Origin of the sequence: Mesorhizobium sp. M0244 (assembly GCF_040321795.1) — a bacterium.
In the GTDB taxonomy this organism is placed as follows: domain Bacteria; phylum Pseudomonadota; class Alphaproteobacteria; order Rhizobiales; family Rhizobiaceae; genus Mesorhizobium.
Genome location: NZ_JAMYSE010000077.1, coordinates 1 through 21,608, shown reverse-complemented (window position 1 = coordinate 21,608; position 21,608 = coordinate 1). Strand labels below are relative to the sequence as shown.

Annotated in this window: 26 protein-coding genes; 7 read left to right on the top strand and 19 right to left on the bottom strand. The window is 63.4% G+C overall.

Annotated features, from left to right (window positions below):
• Positions 1-3 precede the first annotated feature (3 nt).
• The 3 genes from NKJ08_RS29890 to NKJ08_RS29880 form a co-directional block, all read right to left on the bottom strand.
• Complete coding sequence (locus NKJ08_RS29890) at positions 4-531, bottom strand: hypothetical protein (protein WP_352530046.1); 528 nt, start codon at positions 529-531, stop codon at positions 4-6.
• 140 nt (positions 532-671) lie between these two features.
• Positions 672-1,028 carry a YciI family protein gene (locus tag NKJ08_RS29885; protein WP_352530048.1) on the bottom strand — a complete coding sequence of 119 codons (357 nt, stop codon included), beginning with the start codon at positions 1,026-1,028 and terminating at the stop codon, positions 672-674.
• Positions 1,029-1,030: 2 nt separating this feature from the next.
• Entirely contained in the window at positions 1,031-1,270 is a 240-nt protein-coding gene (locus NKJ08_RS29880) for a hypothetical protein (RefSeq protein WP_352530050.1), read from the bottom strand.
• Between the two features lie 222 nt (positions 1,271-1,492).
• Between NKJ08_RS29880 and NKJ08_RS29875 the strand changes: the two genes are divergently transcribed.
• Positions 1,493-1,918, top strand: a complete 426-nt coding sequence (locus NKJ08_RS29875; protein ID WP_352530052.1) for an OsmC family protein — start codon at positions 1,493-1,495, stop codon at positions 1,916-1,918.
• 229 nt (positions 1,919-2,147) lie between these two features.
• Here the strand turns inward: NKJ08_RS29875 and NKJ08_RS29870 are convergent, their stop codons facing one another.
• The 7 genes from NKJ08_RS29870 to NKJ08_RS29840 form a co-directional block, all read right to left on the bottom strand.
• A complete protein-coding gene (locus NKJ08_RS29870; protein ID WP_352530054.1) occupies positions 2,148-2,783 on the bottom strand; it encodes a YceH family protein in 636 nt (211 codons plus the stop codon).
• Positions 2,784-3,016: 233 nt separating this feature from the next.
• Positions 3,017-3,796 (bottom strand): succinate dehydrogenase iron-sulfur subunit, encoded by a 780-nt coding sequence (locus tag NKJ08_RS29865; RefSeq protein ID WP_023722699.1) that lies wholly within the window; start codon positions 3,794-3,796, stop codon positions 3,017-3,019.
• On the bottom strand, positions 3,796-4,233 hold the full coding sequence (locus NKJ08_RS29860) for a DUF3052 family protein (protein WP_352530056.1): 438 nt from the start codon (positions 4,231-4,233) through the stop codon (positions 3,796-3,798). Before NKJ08_RS29860 ends, NKJ08_RS29865 begins: the two co-directional genes overlap by 1 nt.
• A gap of 2 nt (positions 4,234-4,235) precedes the next feature.
• On the bottom strand, positions 4,236-6,074 hold the full coding sequence (sdhA, locus tag NKJ08_RS29855) for a succinate dehydrogenase flavoprotein subunit (RefSeq protein WP_352530058.1): 1,839 nt from the start codon (positions 6,072-6,074) through the stop codon (positions 4,236-4,238).
• Between the two features lie 3 nt (positions 6,075-6,077).
• Positions 6,078-6,473 (bottom strand): succinate dehydrogenase, hydrophobic membrane anchor protein, encoded by a 396-nt coding sequence (gene sdhD / locus NKJ08_RS29850; protein ID WP_352530060.1) that lies wholly within the window; start codon positions 6,471-6,473, stop codon positions 6,078-6,080.
• A gap of 1 nt (position 6,474) precedes the next feature.
• Positions 6,475-6,894 carry a succinate dehydrogenase, cytochrome b556 subunit gene (sdhC, locus tag NKJ08_RS29845; RefSeq protein ID WP_352530062.1) on the bottom strand — a complete coding sequence of 140 codons (420 nt, stop codon included), beginning with the start codon at positions 6,892-6,894 and terminating at the stop codon, positions 6,475-6,477.
• A gap of 241 nt (positions 6,895-7,135) precedes the next feature.
• Positions 7,136-7,354, bottom strand: coding sequence for a hypothetical protein (locus tag NKJ08_RS29840; protein ID WP_352530064.1), 219 nt, complete (start codon positions 7,352-7,354; stop codon positions 7,136-7,138).
• Positions 7,355-7,762: 408 nt separating this feature from the next.
• Here NKJ08_RS29840 and NKJ08_RS29835 point away from each other — a divergent pair, with 408 nt between their 5' ends.
• A complete protein-coding gene (locus NKJ08_RS29835; protein ID WP_352530066.1) occupies positions 7,763-8,122 on the top strand; it encodes a hypothetical protein in 360 nt (119 codons plus the stop codon).
• Here the strand turns inward: NKJ08_RS29835 and NKJ08_RS29830 are convergent.
• Both NKJ08_RS29830 and NKJ08_RS29825 read right to left on the bottom strand, forming a co-directional pair.
• Positions 8,106-9,326 carry a GGDEF domain-containing protein gene (locus tag NKJ08_RS29830; RefSeq protein ID WP_352530068.1) on the bottom strand — a complete coding sequence of 407 codons (1,221 nt, stop codon included), beginning with the start codon at positions 9,324-9,326 and terminating at the stop codon, positions 8,106-8,108. The two genes, NKJ08_RS29835 and NKJ08_RS29830, sit on opposite strands and share 17 nt — an antisense overlap.
• Positions 9,327-9,404: 78 nt before the next feature.
• Complete coding sequence (locus NKJ08_RS29825) at positions 9,405-10,601, bottom strand: GGDEF domain-containing protein (protein ID WP_352530070.1); 1,197 nt, start codon at positions 10,599-10,601, stop codon at positions 9,405-9,407.
• 161 nt (positions 10,602-10,762) lie between these two features.
• Here NKJ08_RS29825 and NKJ08_RS29820 point away from each other — a divergent pair, with 161 nt between their 5' ends.
• Complete coding sequence (locus NKJ08_RS29820) at positions 10,763-11,074, top strand: hypothetical protein (protein ID WP_352779835.1); 312 nt, start codon at positions 10,763-10,765, stop codon at positions 11,072-11,074.
• Between the two features lie 61 nt (positions 11,075-11,135).
• Here the strand turns inward: NKJ08_RS29820 and leuC are convergent, their stop codons facing one another.
• The 5 genes from leuC to rplS form a co-directional block, all read right to left on the bottom strand.
• Complete coding sequence (leuC, locus tag NKJ08_RS29815; RefSeq protein ID WP_352530074.1) at positions 11,136-12,545, bottom strand: 3-isopropylmalate dehydratase large subunit; 1,410 nt, start codon at positions 12,543-12,545, stop codon at positions 11,136-11,138.
• Positions 12,546-12,848: 303 nt separating this feature from the next.
• Positions 12,849-13,484 carry a class I SAM-dependent DNA methyltransferase gene (locus NKJ08_RS29810; protein WP_352530076.1) on the bottom strand — a complete coding sequence of 212 codons (636 nt, stop codon included), beginning with the start codon at positions 13,482-13,484 and terminating at the stop codon, positions 12,849-12,851.
• Between the two features lie 56 nt (positions 13,485-13,540).
• Positions 13,541-14,359 (bottom strand): amino acid ABC transporter permease, encoded by an 819-nt coding sequence (locus NKJ08_RS29805; RefSeq protein ID WP_352530078.1) that lies wholly within the window; start codon positions 14,357-14,359, stop codon positions 13,541-13,543.
• 120 nt (positions 14,360-14,479) lie between these two features.
• Complete coding sequence (locus tag NKJ08_RS29800) at positions 14,480-15,313, bottom strand: basic amino acid ABC transporter substrate-binding protein (protein WP_352784712.1); 834 nt, start codon at positions 15,311-15,313, stop codon at positions 14,480-14,482.
• 263 nt (positions 15,314-15,576) lie between these two features.
• Positions 15,577-16,116, bottom strand: a complete 540-nt coding sequence (gene rplS, locus NKJ08_RS29795) for a 50S ribosomal protein L19 (RefSeq protein ID WP_352468080.1) — start codon at positions 16,114-16,116, stop codon at positions 15,577-15,579.
• A gap of 358 nt (positions 16,117-16,474) precedes the next feature.
• Here rplS and NKJ08_RS29790 point away from each other — a divergent pair, with 358 nt between their 5' ends.
• Positions 16,475-17,227, top strand: a complete 753-nt coding sequence (locus NKJ08_RS29790) for a sulfite exporter TauE/SafE family protein (protein WP_352530082.1) — start codon at positions 16,475-16,477, stop codon at positions 17,225-17,227.
• Here the strand turns inward: NKJ08_RS29790 and trmD are convergent.
• A complete protein-coding gene (gene trmD, locus NKJ08_RS29785) occupies positions 17,209-17,907 on the bottom strand; it encodes a tRNA (guanosine(37)-N1)-methyltransferase TrmD (RefSeq protein ID WP_352530084.1) in 699 nt (232 codons plus the stop codon). The two genes, NKJ08_RS29790 and trmD, sit on opposite strands and share 19 nt — an antisense overlap.
• Positions 17,904-18,503 carry a ribosome maturation factor RimM gene (rimM, locus tag NKJ08_RS29780; RefSeq protein ID WP_352530086.1) on the bottom strand — a complete coding sequence of 200 codons (600 nt, stop codon included), beginning with the start codon at positions 18,501-18,503 and terminating at the stop codon, positions 17,904-17,906. Before rimM ends, trmD begins: the two co-directional genes overlap by 4 nt.
• 132 nt (positions 18,504-18,635) lie before the next feature.
• On the opposite strand from rimM, the gene NKJ08_RS29775 reads away from it, so the two are divergent.
• The 3 genes from NKJ08_RS29775 to NKJ08_RS29765 all read left to right on the top strand — a co-directional run bounded on the left by NKJ08_RS29775 (position 18,636) and on the right by NKJ08_RS29765 (position 21,146).
• On the top strand, positions 18,636-19,574 hold the full coding sequence (locus NKJ08_RS29775; RefSeq protein ID WP_352784709.1) for a tyrosine recombinase XerC: 939 nt from the start codon (positions 18,636-18,638) through the stop codon (positions 19,572-19,574).
• An 85-nt stretch (positions 19,575-19,659) separates the two neighbouring features.
• Positions 19,660-20,727 carry a TraB/GumN family protein gene (locus NKJ08_RS29770; RefSeq protein WP_352784706.1) on the top strand — a complete coding sequence of 356 codons (1,068 nt, stop codon included), beginning with the start codon at positions 19,660-19,662 and terminating at the stop codon, positions 20,725-20,727.
• A gap of 14 nt (positions 20,728-20,741) precedes the next feature.
• Complete coding sequence (locus NKJ08_RS29765) at positions 20,742-21,146, top strand: hypothetical protein (protein ID WP_352530092.1); 405 nt, start codon at positions 20,742-20,744, stop codon at positions 21,144-21,146.
• Positions 21,147-21,608 lie beyond the last annotated feature (462 nt).

Below are 21,608 nucleotides of genomic sequence, written 5' to 3'. Positions count from 1 at the left end.
TGCTCAGTTGACCTCGAAGCCCAGCTTCTGGCGCAGCCGGAGCATTCGCTGATCGGAAATCTGCAAGCTTTGCTCGCCGGCTTTCGCCACACGGCCGACCATCTGCAGCAGATCGTTCCTTTCAGCCGCGTCGAGGTGCTCGCGCAGGAACGGCGCCAGCTTGTCGATGACGATCGTGGCGTCATCGATTTGCGAAGCCGCCCATTTTGCATAGATCACCGCCTCATCGGTCTGCTTTTTGTCGGCAATCTCCGAAATCACCGATCGAATGGCGGCTTCGCGTTGCGGCAGCATGGGACCATTCTCGGAGACGATGGCGGTGATCAGCGTCGCGGCCGCCACGACCGGATCGTCGATCGCCGTCAGCGGCGAGAGCGCCGCCTGCTTGCGCAGTTTCTTGCGGCGCACATTGCCCTGGACCCGGCCGACGACGTCGGCAACCTCACGCGCCGCGTCGTTCATGATCTTCAGCCGGTACCACCAGAAGGCCGCTGCTCCCAACAGGCCGATTGCCGCAATCAGTATATGCATGCCCCGAGATCCCCCAATCTCGGCGACGATAGGAGAAGTATTGCTTCGCTTCAACACGCAAAAGTTGCGTCCGACGAAGAAAGCGAAAGCCCGCGCCAGTTGTTGGTCGGCACCGCTCCGCGGAGCAGCTATCGAGATCTCTATGATCCCGGCACGTTGTAGATCGCCCGCACCTCGATCGTGCCGATTTCGGCCAGCGGAATCTCGCCCGCGATCTCCAGCGCCCCGTCGAGACTCTCGGCCTCGATCATGACGAAGCCGAGCAACTGCTCCTTGGTTTCGGCGAAGGGGCCGTCGGTGACCAGCCGCTTGCCCTGGCGCCTGCGAACGGTTTTCGACGTTTTCACCGATTGCAGCGCCTGCGCGATGATCAGCATCCCGCGTTGGTCCAATGACCGGTCATGGGCCATCGAATCGGCGTCGAGCTTGGCCAGCCTCTCGGGCGTCATTGCGTAGAGATCTTTTTCTTCACCATAGACCAGACAAACATACTTCATTTTTATCTCCATTCCTGGCTTGAAGTGGAAGACGAGGCTACGGAAATCTCCGCGGAGCCCTTGCCTGCCGTAGAATCGAGACCGGCCGCAGCATAGTCGAGAAGAGACACCGCAATCCCGATAATGGCAATCGCCGCAAGCAGTCGGCCGAAGCCGGAGGGCTGCAGGCGCGACCAGTCGGCTTGTTGTTCACCGGCCCTGTGGCCGGTGCTTGTCCAGTGAGCAGAAAACAGATTGTTCATGTGGTCCTCCATCCGGCCACCAAGTCCATGGCCGCCCGCAGGACGGCCGGGACAGATGGAAGTCGACATTTTTGCACGCGTATTTTTTTCGAATTTTTTTCGCTCGACATGATGCGTCACGCTGCCGCCGATACGAAAGCGTGGGTGGCCTTCGCTCCAGCGCGCGCTATAGTCGACCGGACGCCGACTACGGGCTCAATCACGACAATCAAGGAGGAATTGATGGACCGCACCGCCAACGCCGTTTGGAAAGGCAGTTTCAAGGAAGGCAAAGGCACGCTCGAAACCCAGAGCGGGACGCTGAAGGGCACGCCCTATTCCGCCAAGATGCGTTTCGAGGACGAGAGCGGCAAATCCGGCACCAATCCGGAAGAGCTGATCGCCGCCGCCCATGCCGGTTGCTATGCCATGCAGCTTTCGCATTTTCTCGCCGAAAATGGCACTCCGGCTTCCGAGCTCGACGCCAAGGCCGTGGTGACGCTGGTCCCCGGCACCGGCATCACCGGCAGCGCGATCACGCTGGTCGGCAAGGTGCCGGGCATCGATGCCGCCAAGTTCAAGGAATTGGCCGAGAAGGCCAAAGCCGAATGCCCGGTGTCAAAGGCGCTCGGCGCCATCAAGGTATCGCTCGACGCCAGGCTCGGCTGAGAGAGCCATCGGCAGACCAGCGAAGGATATAAACGTCGACGATCCTTCGCGCCCCCCTCTGCCCTGCCGGGCATCTCCCCCACGAGGGGGAGATTGGCAGCTTCGCCGGTCTCGCCCTCTTTTCAGCGTTAGAGATTGGCGGAAGCCAGGGATGACGTCCAATCTTCCCTCGTAGGGAGATGTCCGCCAAGGCAGAAGGGGCGCTGTCCGCCGACGTATCGAAGGTTCGTTATCGTCTGTCGCCGGTCAGCGCGTCGATTCGGGCGCGCAGCTCGGCAATTTCTTCCTCGAGGGCCTGCACGCGCATTTCCAGATCCGAGGCCGGCGAGGACGGCAGGGGCGCGGCGGCAGCCGACAGCTGCGGCGGCCCACTGAGGAGATGGACATAACGGTCTTCGCGCTGGCCGGGGCCGTGATCGATCTGCTGCACGAGCGGCGGCCTGCGGCCGATCAGCAGATCGAGATTGCCGCGAAGCTCGTCGATCGACGGCAACCGTGCCATGCGCTCGCTTCGTGCCAGCAATTCATAGGCTGTCTGCGGGCCGCGCAACAACAACAGGCCAAGCAGTGCGATCTGCGCCGAGGTCAGGGAAAAGCGCTGCGCCACGACATGCTCGTAGCGTTCGACGCGCGACGCAAACACCTGCCTGACGAGGCCCTTCTGCTCCAGCTGGCCAAGCGCCCGTCTGACCTCGGCAAGCTCGACCGACATCACCGGCTCGCGCGCCGTCTTCTGGTTGGCGGCGGCAAGTGCTGCATTGAGCGTCAGCGGATAGACGTCCGGCGTCAGCTCCTTCTTCTCGATCAGGCAGCCGAGCACGCGCGCTTCGATGGGGGAGAGGATGGGCAATTCGATATCGGTCATAGGATCGGCTACCCTTCTGAGGCTGGAGGGACGGCGCCCCTCTGTCCTGCCGGACATCTCCCCCACTTGGGGGGAGATTGGATGTCACGTCGGCTTTCGCCAACCTCCAACATTGCAGACGGGCGATGTCAGCTGCCGATTTCCCTCCTTGTGGGGAGATGTCCGGCAGGACAGAGGGGGGCGCGAAGGATCACTACCGACGAGATGATCCCTGCAGCACAACCCGTCCGCCGCTATACCCGTCGCTCCACCATCATCTTCTTGATCTCGGCGATCGCCTTGGCCGGGTTGAGCCCCTTCGGGCAGGTCTGGGCGCAGTTCATGATGGTGTGGCAGCGATAGAGCCGGAACGGGTCTTCGAGATTGTCGAGCCGCTCGCCCGTGGCCTCGTCCCTGGAATCGATCAGCCAGCGATAGGCCTGCAGCAGTGTCGCCGGGCCGAGATAGCGCTCGCCGTTCCACCAGTAGCTCGGGCAGGAGGTCGAGCAGCAAGCGCACAATATGCATTCGTAGAGCCCGTCGAGCTTCTCGCGGTCCTCGTGGCTTTGCAGCCATTCCTTGGCCGGCTCGGGCGACACCGTCTTCAGCCACGGCTCGATCGAGGCATGCTGGGCGTAGAAATTGGTGAGGTCGGGCACCAGGTCCTTGACCACTTGCATGTGCGGCAGCGGATAGACCTTGATCGCGCCGGAAATGTCGTCGCAGCCCTTGGTGCAGGCCAGCGTGTTCGACCCGTCGATGTTCATGGCGCAAGAGCCGCAAATGCCCTCGCGGCAGGAGCGGCGCAGCGTCAGCGTCGGGTCGATCTTGTTCTTGATCCAGAGCAGCGCGTCGAGCACCATCGGCCCGCAATCGTCCATGTCGACGAAATAGGTGTCCATGCGCGGGTTCTCGTCATCATCCGGCGACCAGCGGTAGATGCGGTATTCGCGCAGATTGGTGGCACCCTCCGGCTTCGGCCAGGTTTTTCCGGCCATGATCTTCGAGTTTTTCGGAAGCGTCAGTTCGACCATTACCTCAGGTCCTTTCGGATGACGAGCTTCAGCCCGGACCAGATCCCGTTGACGGCGGCGACCTTGACGTCGACGAGGTCGAGCTTCAGCGCCTCGGCGCGGATAACGTCCTCGGTGACGTCGGTCGGCACTTTCGACGCCTTTTTCGGCCAGGACACCCAGACCATGCCGTCGCGCTTGATCGCCGCTTCGACGTCGGCGAGACGGTCCTCGATCTCTGCACGCTGTCTGGTGAAGGCGTGAACGGCATCGTATTTCAAGGCAGCATTTGAAATCTTCGACCAGTCGGCCAGCCTGTCGACATGGGCAAAGTCGACGGCTTCGGCCAGATCGTCGAGTTCCGCCGGCAGTGCGATAAACGCGGCGGTCATCCCGTCCTTCAGGCCGAGCTTGGCCGGAAGGGGCGTGCCGGAATATCCAGCTGCCGCCAGCGCCATCGTCAATACACCCTGGCCTTTGGCGCGATCTTGGCCGGGTTGATGCCGCCGTCTGCTTCCCTAAGCAGCGTTTCGGTGTGCACCGGCCGGTAGCTGAGCGCCACCTCGCCGGCCTCGTTGAGCCGGGCCAGCGTGTGCTTGCGCCAGACCGCGTCGTCGCGGGCCGAAAAATCTTCGCGCGCATGGGCGCCGCGGCTTTCCTTGCGCGCCTCGGCGCCATAGACGGTGGTGATGGCGTTGGCCATCAGGTTTTCCAGCTCCAGCGTCTCGACCAGATCGGAGTTCCAGATCATCGAGCGGTCGAACACCTTGACGTCGCTGAGTTCGCCCCAGATCTGCGAAATGCGGTTGCTGCCGCTTTCCAGCGATTCCTGGGTGCGGAATACCGCAGCGTCCTCCTGCATCGCCTTCTGCATTTTTTCGCGCAAAACCGCTGTCGGCGTCGAGCCGTTGGCGTGGCGCAGCCGGTCGAAGCGGTCCATGATCTTCTCGACCGAGGCCTCGTTGGGCGACGGGACCGCCGATGTGCGGTCGATCACCTGCCCGGCCCGGATCGCCGCCGCGCGGCCGAACACCACCAGGTCGATCAGCGAGTTCGAGCCCAGCCGGTTGGCGCCGTGCACCGAGGCGCAGCCGGCCTCACCGACCGCCATCAGCCCGGGCGACACCTGGTCCGGATTCAACGCCGTCGGGTTCAGCACCTCGCCCCAGTAATTGGTCGGCACGCCGCCCATATTGTAGTGGACGGTTGGCAGCACCGGGATCGGTTCCTTGGTCAGGTCGACGCCCGCAAAGATCTTTGCTGACTCCGAAATACCCGGGAGCCTTTCGTGCAAAACGGCCGGATCAAGGTGGTCGAGGTGGAGAAAAATATGGTCCTTCTTGGGACCGACGCCACGGCCTTCGCGGATCTCCAGCGTCATGCAGCGTGAGACCACGTCTCGGGAAGCAAGGTCCTTGGCCGACGGTGCATAGCGCTCCATGAAGCGCTCGCCCTCGGAATTGACGAGATAGCCGCCCTCGCCGCGCGCACCCTCGGTGATCAGGCAGCCGGCGCCGTAGATGCCGGTCGGATGGAACTGCACGAACTCCATGTCCTGCAGCGCCAGGCCTGCCCGTGCTGCCATGCCGCCGCCATCGCCGGTGCAGGTATGCGCCGAGGTGGCCGAGAAATAGGCACGGCCGTAGCCGCCGGTCGCCAGCACCACCATTTTGGCCGAAAAACGGTGGATGGTGCCGTCGTCGAGGTTCCAGGCGACGACGCCGGTGCAGGTGCCGTCCGGCTCCATAATCAGGTCGAGCGCGAAATACTCGATGAAGAACTGCGCATTGTGCTTCAGCGACTGGCCATAGAGCGTGTGCAGCATGGCATGGCCGGTGCGGTCGGCGGCAGCACAGGTGCGCTGCACCGGCGGCCCCTCGCCGAAATTCATCATCATGCCGCCGAACGGCCGCTGGTAGATTTTCCCGTCCTCCGTGCGGCTGAAGGGAACGCCGTAATGTTCGAGTTCGTAGACCGCCGCCGGCGCCTCGCGCACCATGTATTCCTGCGCGTCGGTATCGCCCAGCCAATCCGAGCCCTTGACGGTGTCGAAGAGATGCCACTGCCAGTTGTCGGGGCCCATATTGGCGAGCGAGGCGGCGATGCCGCCCTGCGCCGCGACGGTATGCGAACGCGTCGGGAACACTTTGGTAATGCAGGCGGTGCGCAGGCCCTGTTCGGCCATGCCGAGCGCCGCGCGCAGGCCGGCACCGCCGGCGCCGACGACCACGACATCGAATTTGTGGTCGACATAGGTATAGGCGGAAGCCGTGTTGGCGTTCTTCGCGTCCTTGGCCAAAAATCAGCCTCCAAAAGCCAGTTTAAGCAGGGCGAAGACCGAGGCGACGCCGACCACTAGGGGGAAAAATGTGTTGAGGGCGAGCAGCGCCAGCCTGGTGCCCTCGCCATGCACATAGTCTTCGATGATCGCCTGCATGCCGAGCCGCATATGGTAGAGCACCGACAGCAGCACCAACGCCAGGACCAGCGCCACGAACGGATTGGCAAGTGCGGCGCGCACCTCACCATAGCTGGCGCCATTGAGCGCAATCAGGAAGCCGACGAAGAACAATATCAGTGGGATGTTGGAAATCGCCGTCAGCCGCTGACGCCAGAAATGGCCGGTGCCTTCGCGGGCGGAACCGAGGCCGCGGACCTTGGCCAGCGGCGTGCGCATGTCGGTGTTTTTGCTGCTCATGTCAGGCTCCCCGCGCCATATAGCCGGCGATCCAGATCAGCAGCGTCAGTACAACGGAGCCGGCGAGCGTCGCCCAGGCGATCCTCGACGCCGTATGCTTTTCAAGGCCCGTGCCGGTGTCCCAGATCAGATGACGCACACCGCCCAGCATGTGGTGCATCAGCGCCCAGGTGTAGCCGAACAGCACCAGCCGTCCGAGCCACGAGCCGAAGGCCCAGTTGATGGCATTGAAGGTCGCCTCCGAACTCGCCGCCGCCATCAGCCACAGCGCGACCAGCAGCGTGCCGAAATAGAGCGCCCCGCCGGTGATGCGATGGACGATCGACATCGTCATCGTGATCGGCGGCCGATAGACGGTCAGATGCGGCGAAAGCGGCCGTTCACGTCTGGCAAATTCGCGGGTGGCTGGTGATTTGCTCATGGCTCCCCCAGTTCGGCGTCTCTGGAGCCTCAGGTGGAAATGCGGCATTGCCGCTTCCGGTTGCGACTTCGGACAGCCGGTTTCTAATGCTCTTTTTGCACCGCGTCAAAGCCGGAAAATCGTTTTGAAAACGTAATTTAGTCTGATGAAAGCCAGGCTTTTGGCTTCAATCGATTAGGCTGTGGGCTTGAGCCGGCACAACGTCGCTGCACTGCGGAACATGGCTGCCGCGCCGGGTCGATCAGCGTGTACAGACCACCGGTGAGGCACCGCCCTTCATCACCAGCGCATCGCGCCCGTCGATCACGATTGCGTCATGCGCCTCGCCGTAACGGCTTGTCTGATTGGCGGGTGAGGCCGGCAACTCGGCGCTGGTGCCGTCCGGGCCGAGCACGCGCACCGACGTCCCGAGATTCTCGATGGTCATTATGCCGCCGTCGGCGCACTTGTACGTTGCCATGCGCGGCTGCGGTGCCGTCGATTGGGTGGGAGTGATCGCGGCAGACGCGGCCACTGTATTCCCGAGCTTGGGCGCACTGCTCTGCGGCGCGCAGGCGGCGGCAACCAGCAGAGGCGGAATGCCCAGCGCCATCCGAAACGTTCGGCGTAACATCATATGCTGCTTTCCCCGCCCATCGAACCGGCCGCGATGTTCCGGCAAGCCACCGGATTTTCATGCTTTTTGAGTCGCGCTCGATGCCGGCGATGGTGGGAACAAGCATGGCCGAATGATGGCCGGTGGGCCGCCGGATATTAACCATGTTTTCCGAGACCTCGCAGCGGCGGCGGTTGCCCTCTTAACAAAGGTTAATAAAAGGTTAATTTCTGATTCGAGGAGGCTTGCCTCTCAGCAATGGAGCAGCACGCCGTGCATTCGAATTCAGCAAGATCGCGCCTTCCCGGGCTCGTATTGGCGGCGCTCGCCGTCGGCATCGCCGCACCGGCACTTGCCGGGGCGCGCCACCACGACCGCGTCTACGCCGATTCCTTCGGCAATCTCGTCATCGAAAGCGCCGCCGGCTACAAGCGTATTCTCGTCGGCGAGGGCAAGCTCGCCAAGGAATTGTCCGACTACACCAGCGCCGGCCAGCCCGACGTGATCTATGAAAACGAATCGGACGATGTCCGCGGCGGCGACTGCTACAGGCCGCCGGTTTTCGTGAAGGGCCGCAGCTATATGTACGGCCTCGCCGACGGCGAGATGCCGGAGCTCAGCCCCTGCCGCTGACGGCCGCGCTGCCGTTTGTCGCCGGCGCCGGCTGGGCAGCGGCCGGCCCGGCCGAGACACGCACGCAATCGCGGCCGCTGCCCTTCGCCTGATAGAGCGCTTTGTCGGCGCGCCGCAGCAGGTCGGAAAAGCTTTCGCCCGAACCAAGCTCGGCAACGCCGAAACTGGCGCTGCAGCGATGATCCGCCGGCAGGCAGTCGATGGGCGTGGCACCGAAGGCGGTACGCGTGCCCTCGGCGAAGAGCCGGGCGGCGGCGAGGTTGGTCCCCGGCAGGAAAATAGCGAATTCCTCGCCGCCGATGCGGCCGGCGACATGATGGTCGGCCGCGGCATCGCGGAGAAAACCGGCAAAGGTCTCGATGACCCGATCGCCGGACGCGTGGCCGTACGTATCGTTGATGCGCTTGAAATGGTCGAGATCGGCAATGACCAGTGCCGCCGGGACAGCCCGCCGCATGGCGTCGCGCAGTGCGATCTCGGCATGGCGCTCGAAGCCGCCACGGTTGAGCAGCCGTGAAAGCGTATCGGTTTCCGATTTCGACGTCGCCTCGGCGAGCACGTCGCGGACCAGGATAGCCAACGTCACCAGCGCAAGCGCCAGGCCGAACACGGTGCCGATAGACTGCGACACCAACGCGTAGCTGGTCTGCGCATAAGATTGCGGGTTGGCGCCCCAGCCGCCAAGCGCATGGGCGATGAAGGGTTTGCTGGCGAACTGCAAGGTGCTGGCCGCCAGGACAGCCATCAGCATATAGTCGAGCCGCTCGCGTCTTTGCCTGGACGACAAGACGATCGTCAGCCCGGTGAATTGCATAGCCGCATAGGGAAGCTGGTAGGCCGCCATTCGCACAAAGGATTGACGTGGCAGGTCCTGTACGAAGTAGACCGCCACGGTGGCGAAGACCAGGAAGAAGAGCATCGGCGGCCACGGGCGCGAAACGCCGTATTTATGGGCAAGCCCGCCATTGAAGGCGACGGTAGCGCCAAGGAAAGCGGCAAAGGCTGCAACAACCACCGGTCGTGCATTGTCGAAGGCAGGGATGCTGAATTCGATGGCGAAATAGGCCATGCCCAGTACATAGCCGAACGCAAGCCGGCGAGCCGACACCCGCCCTGCGTCATAGACGGCGATCGTCATGAAGGCCGCCGCCAGCAGCCCGGCAACGAACAGGTTGATCACCAGGATGAAATTGGCGCTGCCCATTGCGTTTTTGGCACTCCCCGCCGAACAGCAAACCACCGAGGCGCGAAAAAGACGTTAATTCGAGGCCGCCGCTGACGCTCAGCCGGCACTGGTCCGATGGGGAAAGAACACCGTTTCAGGCCGCTGATAGGACAGGCACACGCTGTCGCGGCCATTCCTCTTGGCTTTGTAGAGCGCTTCGTCGGCACGGCGCATCAGCGGGTCCAGCCCTTCGTCGCCGGTACGGGCGGCCACGCCGAAGCTCGCGGTCACTCTTGTGTCAGGCGGAAGCCCGTCGATTCTGCCCGCCGAATAGAGCATGCGAATGGCTTCGGCAAACAATCTTGCCGCGCCAAGGTCGCTGAGCGGCAAAAGCACGGCGAACTCCTCGCCGCCGATGCGGCCAGCAACGCCGCGCGTGCCTGCAGCCGACAGAAGCTTGGCGGCGAAGTCGGCGATGACGCGATCCCCGGCCGCGTGGCCATGCTGATCGTTGAGCGCCTTGAAATGATCGAGATCGGCCAGCACCAGCGCAACCGGCAACCGCGCCGTGGCACAGTACTGCAGGACAAGCATGGCGCGCTCCTCGAAGCCGCGGCGGTTGAGCAGGCCCGATAGCGGGTCCGTCAGGGTTTCGGTCTTCAGGGCCTTCATCACATCGAGCGCGGCGGCGCCGAACAGGCAAAGCGCGATAAGCAGCGACAGCAGTGCATGCGACAGCAGCGCCGTCGTCCAATAGGACGAGGAGTAAAGCCCTTCATAGCTCGTGAACGGCCCATGCGCGATGACAACGGCAAGGGTCCGCACCAGGAAGTTCAGACCGGAAAGCAGCGACAGCACGAACAGGATCATTTCCGTCGGACCGTTGTTGCGCACCGCGCGCAACTCGGCCGCGACAACCAGGCTGATGCCGCCGAAGCTGAAATTGATGGCAAGGATCCGCCAGGTGATATCCGGCCGGGCAAAGAGAAACCACGAGACCGCGGCCAGGCCGCCGCCCGCCAGAATGCCGATCGCTGGATAAGGCACGCGCCGCCCATAGCGTGCAATGACCGCGCCGGCGAGACAGCAGGTCGCAAAGGTGAAGCATAGGATGGACATGAGCTTGGTCGGCGCCATACCGACCGGCAGCGTGAAATACTGGAGCAGGAAGCCTGCGGCCGAGGCCGAGTAGCCCGCCGCCAGCACGATCAGATAGGGACGGTGGCGTTGATAGAACCACAGCACGAGAAATGCCGCGCCGAGTGTGAGGGCGATGCCTGGATTGAGCAGCGCTATGAGCAGGCCGGTGTCCAAGCGCTGTAACTTCCCCTCGCTTCCCCTCAGGAGACCTTAGAGCGGAAGCCCAAACAAGCGGTTAAGCGAAGGCGAATATACGACGGATGCGTCGGTGAAGCTGCTAGACGGAACCGGGAACGGCGGGCGGCGTTTCACGACGGCAACCAGGAGACGCTCTGATGGCCGACACGATCATGCTGACCGATCACGATGCAATTCGCTCATGGGTCGCGGCGCGCGCCGGCTTTCCGGCGATCGTCGACGTGTCGCCCGAAACCGGAACGCAGGCCATGCTGAGGCTGGTCTTCGGCCAGCACGCCTACCAGGACCAGGACGAGGCCGAACGCCCGGTCCATGCCGGCGGCTACGAACTGGTTGAATGGGACGAATGGTTCAAGCTTTTCGACGAGCGCCAACTGGCGCTGGTCGTGGCGAAGGATCAACCCGGCCGCCGTGAGGAATTCCACGAATTCATCAGGCGCCCCGGCTGAAGAAAGGCCCGAACCGCATTGCGGCTCGGGCAAGTCATATCAGATCCCGGTGCTCCGGGTGCTATTTCCACTCGCGGATGTCGACGAAATGGCCGGCGATCGCCGCCGCCGCCGCCATTGCCGGCGACACCAGATGGGTGCGGCCCTTGAAGCCTTGGCGCCCTTCGAAATTGCGGTTCGAGGTCGAGGCGCAGCGCTCATGCGGCTTCAGCCGGTCGTCGTTCATGGCAAGGCACATCGAGCAGCCCGGCTCGCGCCAGTCGAAACCGGCGGCGAGAAAGATCTTGTCGAGACCTTCGGCTTCTGCCTGTTCCTTGACCAGGCCGGAGCCCGGCACAATCATCGCATTGACCCGCGGATTGACCTTCTTGCCCTCGATCACCTTGGCGGCGGCGCGCAGATCCTCGATGCGGCCATTGGTGCAGGAGCCGATGAAGACGCGGTCAACTTCGATATCGGTGATCTTGGTGCCCGGCGTCAGGCCCATATAGTCGAGCGCGCGTTGCTTGGAGCTGCGCTTGTTCTCATCAGTGATGTCATCCGGGTTCGGCACGATGCCTTGCACCGAGACGACGTCCTCGGGCGAGGAACCCCAGGAGACGATCGGCGGCAGTTTTGCCGCGTCGAGCACGACCACCTTGTCGAAATGCGCGCCTTCGTCGGATTGGAGCGTCTTCCAATAGGCAAGCGCGGCATCCCAGGCTTCGCCTTTGGGAGCGCGCGGCTTGTCCTTGACATAGGCGAAGGTCGTCTCGTCGGCCGCGATCAGGCCGGCGCGCGCGCCGGCTTCGATCGACATGTTGCAGATCGTCATGCGGCCTTCCATCGACAGCGCGCGGATCGCCTCGCCGGCATATTCGATGACATAGCCGGTACCGCCGGCAGTGCCGATCTCGCCGATGATGGCGAGGATGATGTCCTTGGCGGTGACGCCTTCCGGCAGCGCGCCGTCGACGCGCACCAGCATGTTCTTGGCCTTGCGCTGGATCAGCGTCTGCGTCGCCAGCACGTGCTCGACTTCCGAGGTGCCGATGCCATGCGCCAAGGCGCCGAAAGCGCCGTGCGTCGAGGTGTGGCTGTCGCCGCAGACGATGGTCATGCCGGGCAGCGTAAAGCCTTGCTCCGGGCCGATGATGTGGACGATGCCCTGGCGGATATCCTTCTCTGAATAATACTCGACGCCAAAATCCTTAGCGTTCTTGGCCAGCGCCTCGACCTGGATGCGGCTTTCTTCATTTTTGATGCCGAATTTGCGTTCCGGCGAGGTCGACACATTGTGATCGACCACGGCCAGCGTCTTTTCCGGATGCCGAACCTTGCGGCCGGTCATGCGCAGGCCTTCGAAAGCCTGCGGGCTGGTCACTTCGTGGACCAGGTGGCGGTCGATATAGAGCAGGCAGGTGCCGTCGTCCTGGCGGTCGACGACATGGTCGTCGAAAATCTTGTCGTAGAGGGTGCGCGGTGCGCTCATGTGCATAAATCCGTCGATTTAAAAAGGGAAAAGGACGCCGGTCGGCCCGGCGAAACAGCCTGGCGGATCGCCCTAGCTAAGTCGGCTGGTCAGTGCCCCGCAGACGCGCGCGGAAAATCGCGACGGCAGGCGTTTTCTGTCCTGCAGCACGAAACCCTTATAGGCCGGATCGCCAAAAAGCTCTTCCATGGCGCTGCTCTTATCAATGTTTTGGCTTTTCAGCAATCGCGGCTGCCTTCGCAGAACCTGGGTTCCTCCCCCGCTACGCGAGGGCGAGGAACCCAAGTCCTGCAAACAGGCGCTTCAAAGCACCTCGAACACGAAGGTCTTCACCAGCGCCTCGGGCTCGGCGATCGCGTAGCAGCGGAACCACGGGCTCTCTTCGACCGGCCGCCATTTTGTCGCCTGCTCCAGTTCGTCAAAGACGTCGCGAAACCCGCCGCTTGCAAAAACCTGGTCGCGAACCGTGAAGATGGCGTGGCCGCCCTTCTTGGTGATGCGCACCAGCTCCGGCAGGCCGGACGCCGGCGCATGGCTGATGGTGAACACGCCGGTCGAGAAGAACGCGCGGAAATGGCCATCGGGCCAAGGCAGTGGCCCGCCGAGCATCGCCTGTTTCAGCTCGCTGTAGGCCTGCCGACTGCCGGCAATTTTCAGCATGTCTTGCGACAGGTCGAGCCCGGCAATGTCGTGGTAGCCGAGCGCCTTGAGCGACGGTCCCGACAGGCCGGTGCCGCAGCCGGCGTCGAGCAGCGGCCCTTCGCCTGATGGCACATGGCGCGCCACCCAGGCGGTGATCAGGAACGGCAGGAGATAGCCGAGCGCCGCGGTTTCGCCGTCATAGGTCGCGGCCCATTCTGCATAGGCCTTGGCGAGCGCCTCAGGCGTATCGGCCGTATAGACCGATTCCAGCGCCGCATTGGCTTTGTCGACGATCATGGGTCCTCCTGGGGCGGTCGCATTCACTCGATAGTAGCGCCTCCTTCGCCCGCCTTCTATTCCCCATTCTGGTGGCGCAGCCGCTTCTCCAGCGACCGCAAGGCCAGTGACAGACCGACAGTCAGGATGAGATAGATATAGGCGACGATCGAATAGGTCTCGAAGAAGCGGAACGAGCCCGCGGCGTAGATCTTGCCCATCTGGGTGATGTCGGCGACGCCGAGCACCGAGACCAGCGAAGAATCCTTGACCATAGCGACGAAATCATTGCCGAGCGGCGGCAGAATGGTGCGGATCGCCTGCGGAAAGACGATCAGCCGAAAGCGCTGCGTGCGCGTCAGCCCGAGCGCCTTGGCCGCCTCGATCTGGCCTTTCTCGACCGCCTGGATGCCGGCGCGGAAAACCTCCGAGATGAAGGCCGAATAGCCGATGGTCAGCGCCATGATGGCGCGCCATAGCAACGACACGTCGCGTACCAGCAGTTCGCCGAACAGGCCGGCGCTTTGCAGCGGCGCCGTCAGTGCGTTCCACGCCGCGACGAAGGCCGGCGCGCCGGCAAAGGCGATCCAGAACAACAGCACCAGGATCGGCACGCCGCGGATGATCTCGACATAGAAGCGGGCGATCTGGCTGAGCCAGCGCGAGCCCGAAAGCCCCATCAGCGCGACGGCAAGCCCGATGGCGCAAGCCAGCGCGAAGGCAATCACGGTGACGAAGATAGTGACGCCGATGCCCTTGGCGACGGTCGCGAAAACCGGGGCATAGAGGTCGCTGGCGGCGATGAAGACGGCGGCGGCCAGCGCGATCGCCACGGCCACCGCAAGCCACCACGGGAAGTCGGGTTTTGGCGTGGATGATGGAGGTGCAGGGGGCATCAAGCGACGCTGGCAAAGCAGATACCGGAGATCTCTCCCGCAAGGGAGGTCGGCAGTGCCTCCTTTGCAAGGTTAGCGATTGGCGAAAGCGCTGGTGACGGCCAATCCTGTTCATCAACGTTAGCGACTAGCGAAAGCCGAAGCGCCAAGACTAACTACTGCCCCCATCTTGTAGTCGAGGAACCACTTCTTATTGAGCGCGTCGAGCGTGCCGTCGGCCTTCAGCGCGGCGATCGCGGCGTTGACCGGCCCCACCAGATCCGAGCCCTTGGGGAAGATGAAGCCGAAATCCTCGGTGCCGAGCGGACCGCCGATCAGCTTCAGCCCGTCATTGGACGCATCGACATAGCCCTTGCCGGCGGTGCCGTCGGTGAGCACGACGTCGACGTCGCCGGCCTTTAGCGCCTGCACCGTCGCGCCGAACGTCTCGAACAGCTTTATGCGCGGGTTCTGCTCATTGCCGTCGAGCACGCTGTAGACGGCGGTGTAGAACGGCGTGGTGCCGGCCTGCGCGCCGATCAGCCCGTCCTTGAAGGCGGCAAACGTCTTGGCGTCGGTGAAGCGCTTCTCGTCGCCGCGCACCAGCATGAACTGTTCCGAGCGCATGTAGGGATCGGAGAAATCGACCTTCTGCTTGCGGTCGTCCTTGATCGTGATGCCGGTCATGCCGATGTTGTACTGGTTGTCGGAAACCGCCTGGATCATCGCGTCCCAGGAGGTGTTCTGGTACTCGACCTTGAAATTCAGCCGTTTGGCGATCTCGTTCATCGCGTCATATTCCCAGCCGATCTGCTTGCCGGTCTTTGCATCGATAAACTGCAGCGGCGGATAGGCGTTTTCGGTCACCACCACCACTTTCTTGCCGCCGAGGTCGGGCAGCGCCTGCGCCAGAGCCGCGACAGGCACGAGAAGGCAGGCCACCAGGCCGGCCAGCAGCAGTTTCGATTTGGTCATGACGCGCTCCCCAGGAACTGAACCGCCTCGATCGGCCGAGGCATGCAGGAAATCCGGCGCCGACTTTAGCTTTCCGCAGGCGCCTTGCAAGCCGGTCCGATGCGCCGCTCGGCATGAAAATGAATTCCAATGCTTTCAACGGAGGGATTACGGAACGATCCGTATCGATTGTGGACCGATGCGGCCCGGCAAAATCGAATCCACCTCGCGAACCAAAAAGGCGGCCGAAGCCGCCTTTCCGAAAACATGGGTTTGAAGACGCCTTATTCGGCGGCAGCTGCTTCCGCGGCCTTGGCGGCCTCGTCGGCGGCCTTCTTCTCGGCGGCGTCCTGCGCTGCCTTCTCGGCGGCCAGCGCCTGGGCGGCGGCCACTTTCTCGGCCTCGATGCGCGCCTTCTCGGCGTTCAGCGCATCACGCTCCTCATCGTTGAGCTTGCGGGCGCGCACGCCGGTGTTTTCCGAAATACGGGCCGACTTGCCGCGACGGTCACGCAAATAATACAGCTTGGCGCGACGCACCTTGCCGCGGCGCACGATCTCGACGCCCTCGACCATCGGCGAATAGACCGGGAACACACGCTCTACACCTTCGCCGTAGGAGATCTTGCGGACGGTGAAACTTTCCTGGAAGCCGGCGCCGGCGCGGGCGATGACCACGCCCTCATAGGCCTGGACGCGGGTGCGGGTGCCTTCGGTCACGCGGACCTGGACGCGCACGGTATCGCCGGGCTGGAATTCGGGGAGCTTGCGCTTGGCTTCGATCTTGGCGGCCTGCTCGGCCTCGAGCTGACGGAGGATGTCCATCTCAAAAATCCACTTCTTGTTCTTCCGACAGTCAGAGCGTCCGACACTCGCCTTGCAGTCCCATCGACCGCTCGGCTATGCCCTTCGTTCGAGAACATCTGTTCGAGAACATCGGGCAGGGGCGACTACACCGTCATTGTTGACGGGTCCGGCAAATTTTTCTTCCGGTTCGGCGCGCACATACAGCTATTTCGGCGCGTTGTCACGTCTTCGCTGTTTCTTTTTTGGTGCCGCGTTCCTTTTTGACTAGCGCCCGCTGTGGCACTCCTGCGATCGCTTGTGGTCCAGGGGGTTGCGCCCGCGCGTCAAGCTTTCTAAGCCGGATGATAGGCATTTTCCTCCAGCGACGACGGCCCTCATGCCAATTTTGGACGCGGTCCTGCTCTTCCTCGCCGGCTTTCTATCAGGCGCGGTCAACGCCGTTGCCGGCGGCGGCACGTTCATAACCTTTGGCGCCATGACGCTGGCCGGCCTGCCGCCGATCGTCGCCAATGCGACATCGTCGGTGACGCAGTTCCCCGGCTACATCACCTCGACGCTCGCCTATTGGGACGACATCAAGCATTTCTGGCGCGGCGCACTGCTGCTCAGCCTCATTTCGGCTCTCGGGGCGCTGGCTGGCGCGCTAATCCTGTTGGCGCTCGACAACCCGTCGTTCCGCGCCTTGGTGCCGTGGCTGCTGCTGGCGGCAACCGCATTGTTCGCTGCCGGGCCATGGCTGAAGCCGGCGCCCAAGCCCGGGCATGAGGCCGCGGTGGGTTCGCTGGTCGGTTCCCTGGCGCAGTTCGCCACCGCCGTCTATGGCGGCTTCTTCGGCGCCGGCATGGGCGTCATGATGCTGGCAACTCTCGGCCTCACCCAGTCCGGCGACTATCACCGGCTGAATGCACTGAAGAACATGCTGGCCGTGGTTATCGCGGCAATAGCCATCCTGGTTTTCGTCTCCGGCGGCGTCATCGCCTGGCTGCAGGCGATCATCATGATCCCGGGTGGCGCGCTCGGCGGCTATGCCGGCGTCTGGATCGCCAGGCGCGTCCCACAGAACGCGGTGCGCGGCTTCGTCATCGCGGTCGGCCTGTTCCTGGCATTTTACTATTTCGACAAGGGCTGAGCGGCTAAAAGATCCGGCCTTCGCTCTTTCGTCAGCCTCTCCGCTTCGGCCCGCCGCCATGCGGCGATCTTCTTGTGATTGCCCGAAATCAGCACCTCGGGGATCGGCCGGCCCTCGAACGCCTGCGGCCGCGTATAATGCGGATGTTCGAGCAGGCCGTTTTCAAAGCTCTCTTCCTCGCCCGATACCGCATTGCCCATGACGCCGGGCAGCAGGCGCACCACCGCGTCGAGCAGCACAAGTGCTGCCGGCTCGCCGCCGGACAGGATGAAGTCGCCGATCGACACTTCTTCGAGCTCTCGCGCTTCGATGACCCGCTGGTCGACGCCTTCGAAACGGCCGCAGACGATCACCGCACCCGGCCCGGCGGCGAGCTCGCGCACACGGCGCTGCGTCAGTGGTTTTCCACGCGGACTCATTAGCAGTTTTGGACGCCGATCGCCCGGCGACGAGGCATGGTCGACGGCGCTGGCCAGCACGTCCGCCCGCATCACCATGCCGGCGCCGCCGCCGGCCGGCGTGTCGTCGACGGTACGGTGACGATCACTGGCGAAGTCGCGGATCTGGATTGTTTCGAGCGACCAAGTGCCGGTCTCCAGCGCGCGTCCGGCCAGCGACAGGCCGAGCGCGCCGGGAAACATTTCGGGATAGAGCGTCAGCACCGAAGCAAAAAAACTCACCGGTTGCCTCCGGCGTCCCTCGGCCCGCGCGGCCTGCCCTTCGGGTCGAAACCGTCGTCACCGGGAGGCTCGCCGTCCTCGTCCTCGACCAGCCCTGCTGCGGCTGGATCGATGCGGACAAAGCCGCCGGCGATCGAGACTTCCGGAACGGCGGCCTGCGTGAACGGGATGAGCACGCCTTTGCGTTCCGCCAGCGTCACGTCGAGAATGTCGCCGCCGCCGAAATTGTGCACGGCGACGACCTTGCCGATGATCGCACCAGTGTCGTCCTTGACCTCCAGCCCGACGAGGTCGGCATGGTAGAATTCGTCCTCTTCGCCCTCGTCCGGCAACACCGAACGGTCGACGAACAATTCGGTGCCAGCGAGCGCCTCGGCGGCATTGCGATCGCTGATGCCCTTAAAGCGCACCACCACCACGGTGTTGGCAGGCCTGATGTCGACGATCTGGAAGGCGCGGCCATCCCTGGCATAGAGCGGACCGTAATCGGCCAGCGCCAGCGGATCGCCGGTAAAGCTCTTGACGCGCAATTCGCCCTTGATGCCATGCGCGGCACCGATCACGGCCATCTGGACGGGGTTTTGCGGCTTGGTCATCTGCGGAAAATCCTTTGCCTTGCTCTAACCCCAGCCAGTCGTCATTTCAATGACGACGCTCTTCACCGCTTCCTAACCCGACTGTCGGAAGATGGCCCAGAATTGGATGGGCGGAATACTGGAAGAGCGCAAATGCAGGAATTCCTCATACCGGCGAAACCCGACCTTCAGGCGGCGCGCGAGAACTGGCTGAAGATGCTGGCGCGAGAACGCCGGCTGTCGCCCGAAACCGTCGAGGCCTATGAGCGCGACACGCGCCAGTTCCTGCATTTCCTCACCGGCCATTGCGGCGGCTCGCCCGGCATTTCCGACATCGCCGATCTGCGCCCCGCCGATTTGCGCGGCTTTCTCGCCGCCCGCCGTGCCGAGGGCGCCGGTGCCCGCACGCTCGGGCGCGGGCTGGCCGGCATCCGCTCGCTGCTGCGTTTCCTCGAACGGCGCGGCCTCGCCAATGCCGCGGGTGCCGCAGCCTTGCGCGCGCCGCGCCAGCCGAAATCACTGCCCAAGCCGCTGACGGCAAGCGATGCAAAACACGTCGTGTCGGTGGAAGGCCAACTGGCGGAGGAGCCGTGGATCGCCGCCCGCAACGCTGCCGTGCTGACGTTGCTTTACTGTTCGGGCTTGCGCATTTCCGAGGCGCTCGGCCTGTTGGGCGCCGATCTGTCCTCGCCTGGTGATACCGTGCTGCGCGTCACCGGCAAGGGTGGCAAGACCCGGCTGGTACCGGTGCTGCCGGTGGCGCTGCGGGCGATTGCCGAATACCGCCGCCTCTGCCCCTGGCATCTCGATCCCAAGGGCCTGCTGTTTCGCGGTGCCCGCGGCGGCCCGCTGAACCCGGCAATCGTCCAGCGCGATATGGCCAAGCTGCGCTCGGCGCTCAACCTGCCCGACACGGCGACGCCGCATGCGCTGCGCCATTCCTTCGCCACGCATCTGCTTGGGCGTGGCGGCGACCTGCGCACCATTCAGGAATTGCTGGGCCATGCCAGCCTGTCGACCACCCAGATATACACCGGCGTCGACACGGCAAGGCTGCTCGAGATTTATGAAGCAGCACATCCTCGTGCGTGATGGATGCATGAATCCGTGGCCATCTCGCAACAATTTTGATGCGCCGGTTAACCGTTTTGCCGCTTTTTGCGCCTAGAACCGCAGCATGAAACGCCTCATCGTCATCGCCGACCGCGCGACTCATGTGTCGCTGAAGCTGCTTGTCGCGCTCAACGCCCTGTTTTTCCTCTCCTTCCTCATCATCGCGCTGCTCGCCGCCGGCAAGGCACGCGCCGAGACCCCGGTCTGCGCCGGTACCGATATGCTGAGCGCGCTGCAAAAGGGCGACCCGGCCACCTACGGCAAGATCGAGGCGGACGCGGCAGCGACGCCGAACGGCAAGGGCTTGCTGTGGAAGCTCGAAAAATCAGGCGAAAAACCGTCCTTCCTGTTCGGCACCATGTACGTGACCGACCCGCGCGTCACCACGCTGCCGCCCGCCGCGCAGAAGGCATTCGATGCCGCCGGCACCGTCATCATCGAGACCACCGAAGTGCTCGACAAGCAGAAGATGATGGCAGCACTGCTGAAAGAGCCGGATCTGATGATGTTCACCGACAAGACGACGCTTTCGTCGCTGCTGTCGCCGGACGATGCGGCGGTGGTCAACAAGGCGCTCGATGCGCGTGGCATCCCGCCAGCGACCGTCGCCAAGATGAAGCCCTGGTTGCTGTCAGCGATGGTGGCGCTGCCTGCATGCGAAGTCGCCCGCCAGGCTGGCGGCGCGCCGGTGCTCGACGTCAAGCTTGCCAAGGACGCCAAGGCTTCGGGCAAATCGGTCGAGGGGCTGGAGACAGTCGCCGACCAGCTGCGCGCCATGGCCTCGCTGCCGATCACCTTTCACTTGAAGGGGCTGGTCGATACGCTGAAGCTTGGTGACAAGGTGAACGACGTCAACGAAACCATGATCGTGCTTTACCGGCGTGGCGACACCGGCATGTACGTACCGCTGTTTCGGACCGTCATTCCCGAACAGGTCGACGACCAATCGGGTTACGCCGAATTCGAGCAGACCATGATCACCAGCCGCAACAAGGTGATGGTCGATCGTGCCGCGCCGATCCTCGCCCGCGGCAACGTCTTCATGGCGGTCGGCGCCATGCACCTTCCTGGAGCGCAAGGCTTGGTCGAGGGTTTCCGCAAGGCCGGCTACACCGTCACCGCCGTCAACTGAACAGCACGGCGGAGTTGCACACCGAATCATTGCCAAGCTGGGTCAACCCTGATTCGTGGCGCGACGGCGGACCAGCCGCGCTTCGTGCCAAGAAACTGAAAAAGGTTCGGTTTGGCTCGATCGAAACCCATTTCGCGGTGGAAATGCATGCCTGCAAGCGATTCCGGATCAGAATTGCCCTGTTTTCGGCGTTTTCGACGCCTAATGTGAAACCCATTCAACGATTGTACGTTGATGGCTATTACTTGATGTTTTTCATCCACGGAGGACACTTTTATGGCGAACACACCCAATCCGAACGACCCATTCACCTCGCCCGGCACCGCAAGGCCAAGTCGCGGCGGTGGCAGCGGCTGGCTGATTGCCCTGGTTGTCGTTATCCTGGCAATTGTCGCCTATTATGTTTTTGGAAGACGTAGCGAGGCACCTGCGCCTGCCGAACCGCCCGCAGCCAGCACCCCGGCTCCGGCTCCTGCACCCGCCGAGCCGATGAAGCCAGCCGAACCGGCTCCTGCGCCAGCAGCTCCGGCAACGCCCGCTCCCGCTCCAGCTCCGGCAGAACCAGCACCCGCTCCGGCCCCTGCGCCGGCACCCGCTCCGGCACCGGCACCGGCGCCTGCCCCAGCACCGGCTCAGTGATCAGACTGCTGATTTCATGACGAACGGCCCGCTGAAAGGCGGGCCGTTTGGTTCAAGCTCCAGTCGTCGATCATTCTGCTAATAGCCAAAGGACGCCATGCCTTCGTCATCCTGGGGCGGAGCGAACGCGAAGCGGAGCGCAGATCCTAGGTGTTTAGTCCCGGCGTTTGATGGGTGGGATCGAGTCGGAACCGTTCGGGCTCTTTTGCCCAAATTTTGCAGATGAACTCATAGGGTGTGAG

What these genes read in the sequence shown, in the direction of transcription:
- NKJ08_RS29820 (WP_352779835.1), top strand. Translation starts at nt 10,763, where the DNA reads ATGGCCGACACGATCATGCTGACCGATCACGATGCAATTCGCTCATGG.
- NKJ08_RS29800 (WP_352784712.1), bottom strand. Translation starts at nt 15,313, where the DNA reads ATGACCAAATCGAAACTGCTGCTGGCCGGCCTGGTGGCCTGCCTTCTC.
- NKJ08_RS29805 (WP_352530078.1), bottom strand. Translation starts at nt 14,359, where the DNA reads ATGCCCCCTGCACCTCCATCATCCACGCCAAAACCCGACTTCCCGTGG.
- rplS (WP_352468080.1), bottom strand. Translation starts at nt 16,116, where the DNA reads ATGGACATCCTCCGTCAGCTCGAGGCCGAGCAGGCCGCCAAGATCGAA.
- NKJ08_RS29770 (WP_352784706.1), top strand. Translation starts at nt 19,660, where the DNA reads ATGAAACGCCTCATCGTCATCGCCGACCGCGCGACTCATGTGTCGCTG.
- NKJ08_RS29860 (WP_352530056.1), bottom strand. Translation starts at nt 4,233, where the DNA reads ATGGCGCTGGCGGCAGCTGGATATTCCGGCACGCCCCTTCCGGCCAAG.
- NKJ08_RS29875 (WP_352530052.1), top strand. Translation starts at nt 1,493, where the DNA reads ATGGACCGCACCGCCAACGCCGTTTGGAAAGGCAGTTTCAAGGAAGGC.
- rimM (WP_352530086.1), bottom strand. Translation starts at nt 18,503, where the DNA reads ATGACCAAGCCGCAAAACCCCGTCCAGATGGCCGTGATCGGTGCCGCG.
- NKJ08_RS29865 (WP_023722699.1), bottom strand. Translation starts at nt 3,796, where the DNA reads ATGGTCGAACTGACGCTTCCGAAAAACTCGAAGATCATGGCCGGAAAA.
- NKJ08_RS29840 (WP_352530064.1), bottom strand. Translation starts at nt 7,354, where the DNA reads ATGGCAACGTACAAGTGCGCCGACGGCGGCATAATGACCATCGAGAAT.
- leuC (WP_352530074.1), bottom strand. Translation starts at nt 12,545, where the DNA reads ATGAGCGCACCGCGCACCCTCTACGACAAGATTTTCGACGACCATGTC.
- NKJ08_RS29830 (WP_352530068.1), bottom strand. Translation starts at nt 9,326, where the DNA reads ATGGGCAGCGCCAATTTCATCCTGGTGATCAACCTGTTCGTTGCCGGG.
- NKJ08_RS29790 (WP_352530082.1), top strand. Translation starts at nt 16,475, where the DNA reads ATGCCAATTTTGGACGCGGTCCTGCTCTTCCTCGCCGGCTTTCTATCA.
- NKJ08_RS29890 (WP_352530046.1), bottom strand. Translation starts at nt 531, where the DNA reads ATGCATATACTGATTGCGGCAATCGGCCTGTTGGGAGCAGCGGCCTTC.
- sdhC (WP_352530062.1), bottom strand. Translation starts at nt 6,894, where the DNA reads ATGAGCAAATCACCAGCCACCCGCGAATTTGCCAGACGTGAACGGCCG.
- sdhD (WP_352530060.1), bottom strand. Translation starts at nt 6,473, where the DNA reads ATGAGCAGCAAAAACACCGACATGCGCACGCCGCTGGCCAAGGTCCGC.
- NKJ08_RS29775 (WP_352784709.1), top strand. Translation starts at nt 18,636, where the DNA reads ATGCAGGAATTCCTCATACCGGCGAAACCCGACCTTCAGGCGGCGCGC.
- NKJ08_RS29810 (WP_352530076.1), bottom strand. Translation starts at nt 13,484, where the DNA reads ATGATCGTCGACAAAGCCAATGCGGCGCTGGAATCGGTCTATACGGCC.
- NKJ08_RS29885 (WP_352530048.1), bottom strand. Translation starts at nt 1,028, where the DNA reads ATGAAGTATGTTTGTCTGGTCTATGGTGAAGAAAAAGATCTCTACGCA.
- NKJ08_RS29870 (WP_352530054.1), bottom strand. Translation starts at nt 2,783, where the DNA reads ATGACCGATATCGAATTGCCCATCCTCTCCCCCATCGAAGCGCGCGTG.
- NKJ08_RS29880 (WP_352530050.1), bottom strand. Translation starts at nt 1,270, where the DNA reads ATGAACAATCTGTTTTCTGCTCACTGGACAAGCACCGGCCACAGGGCC.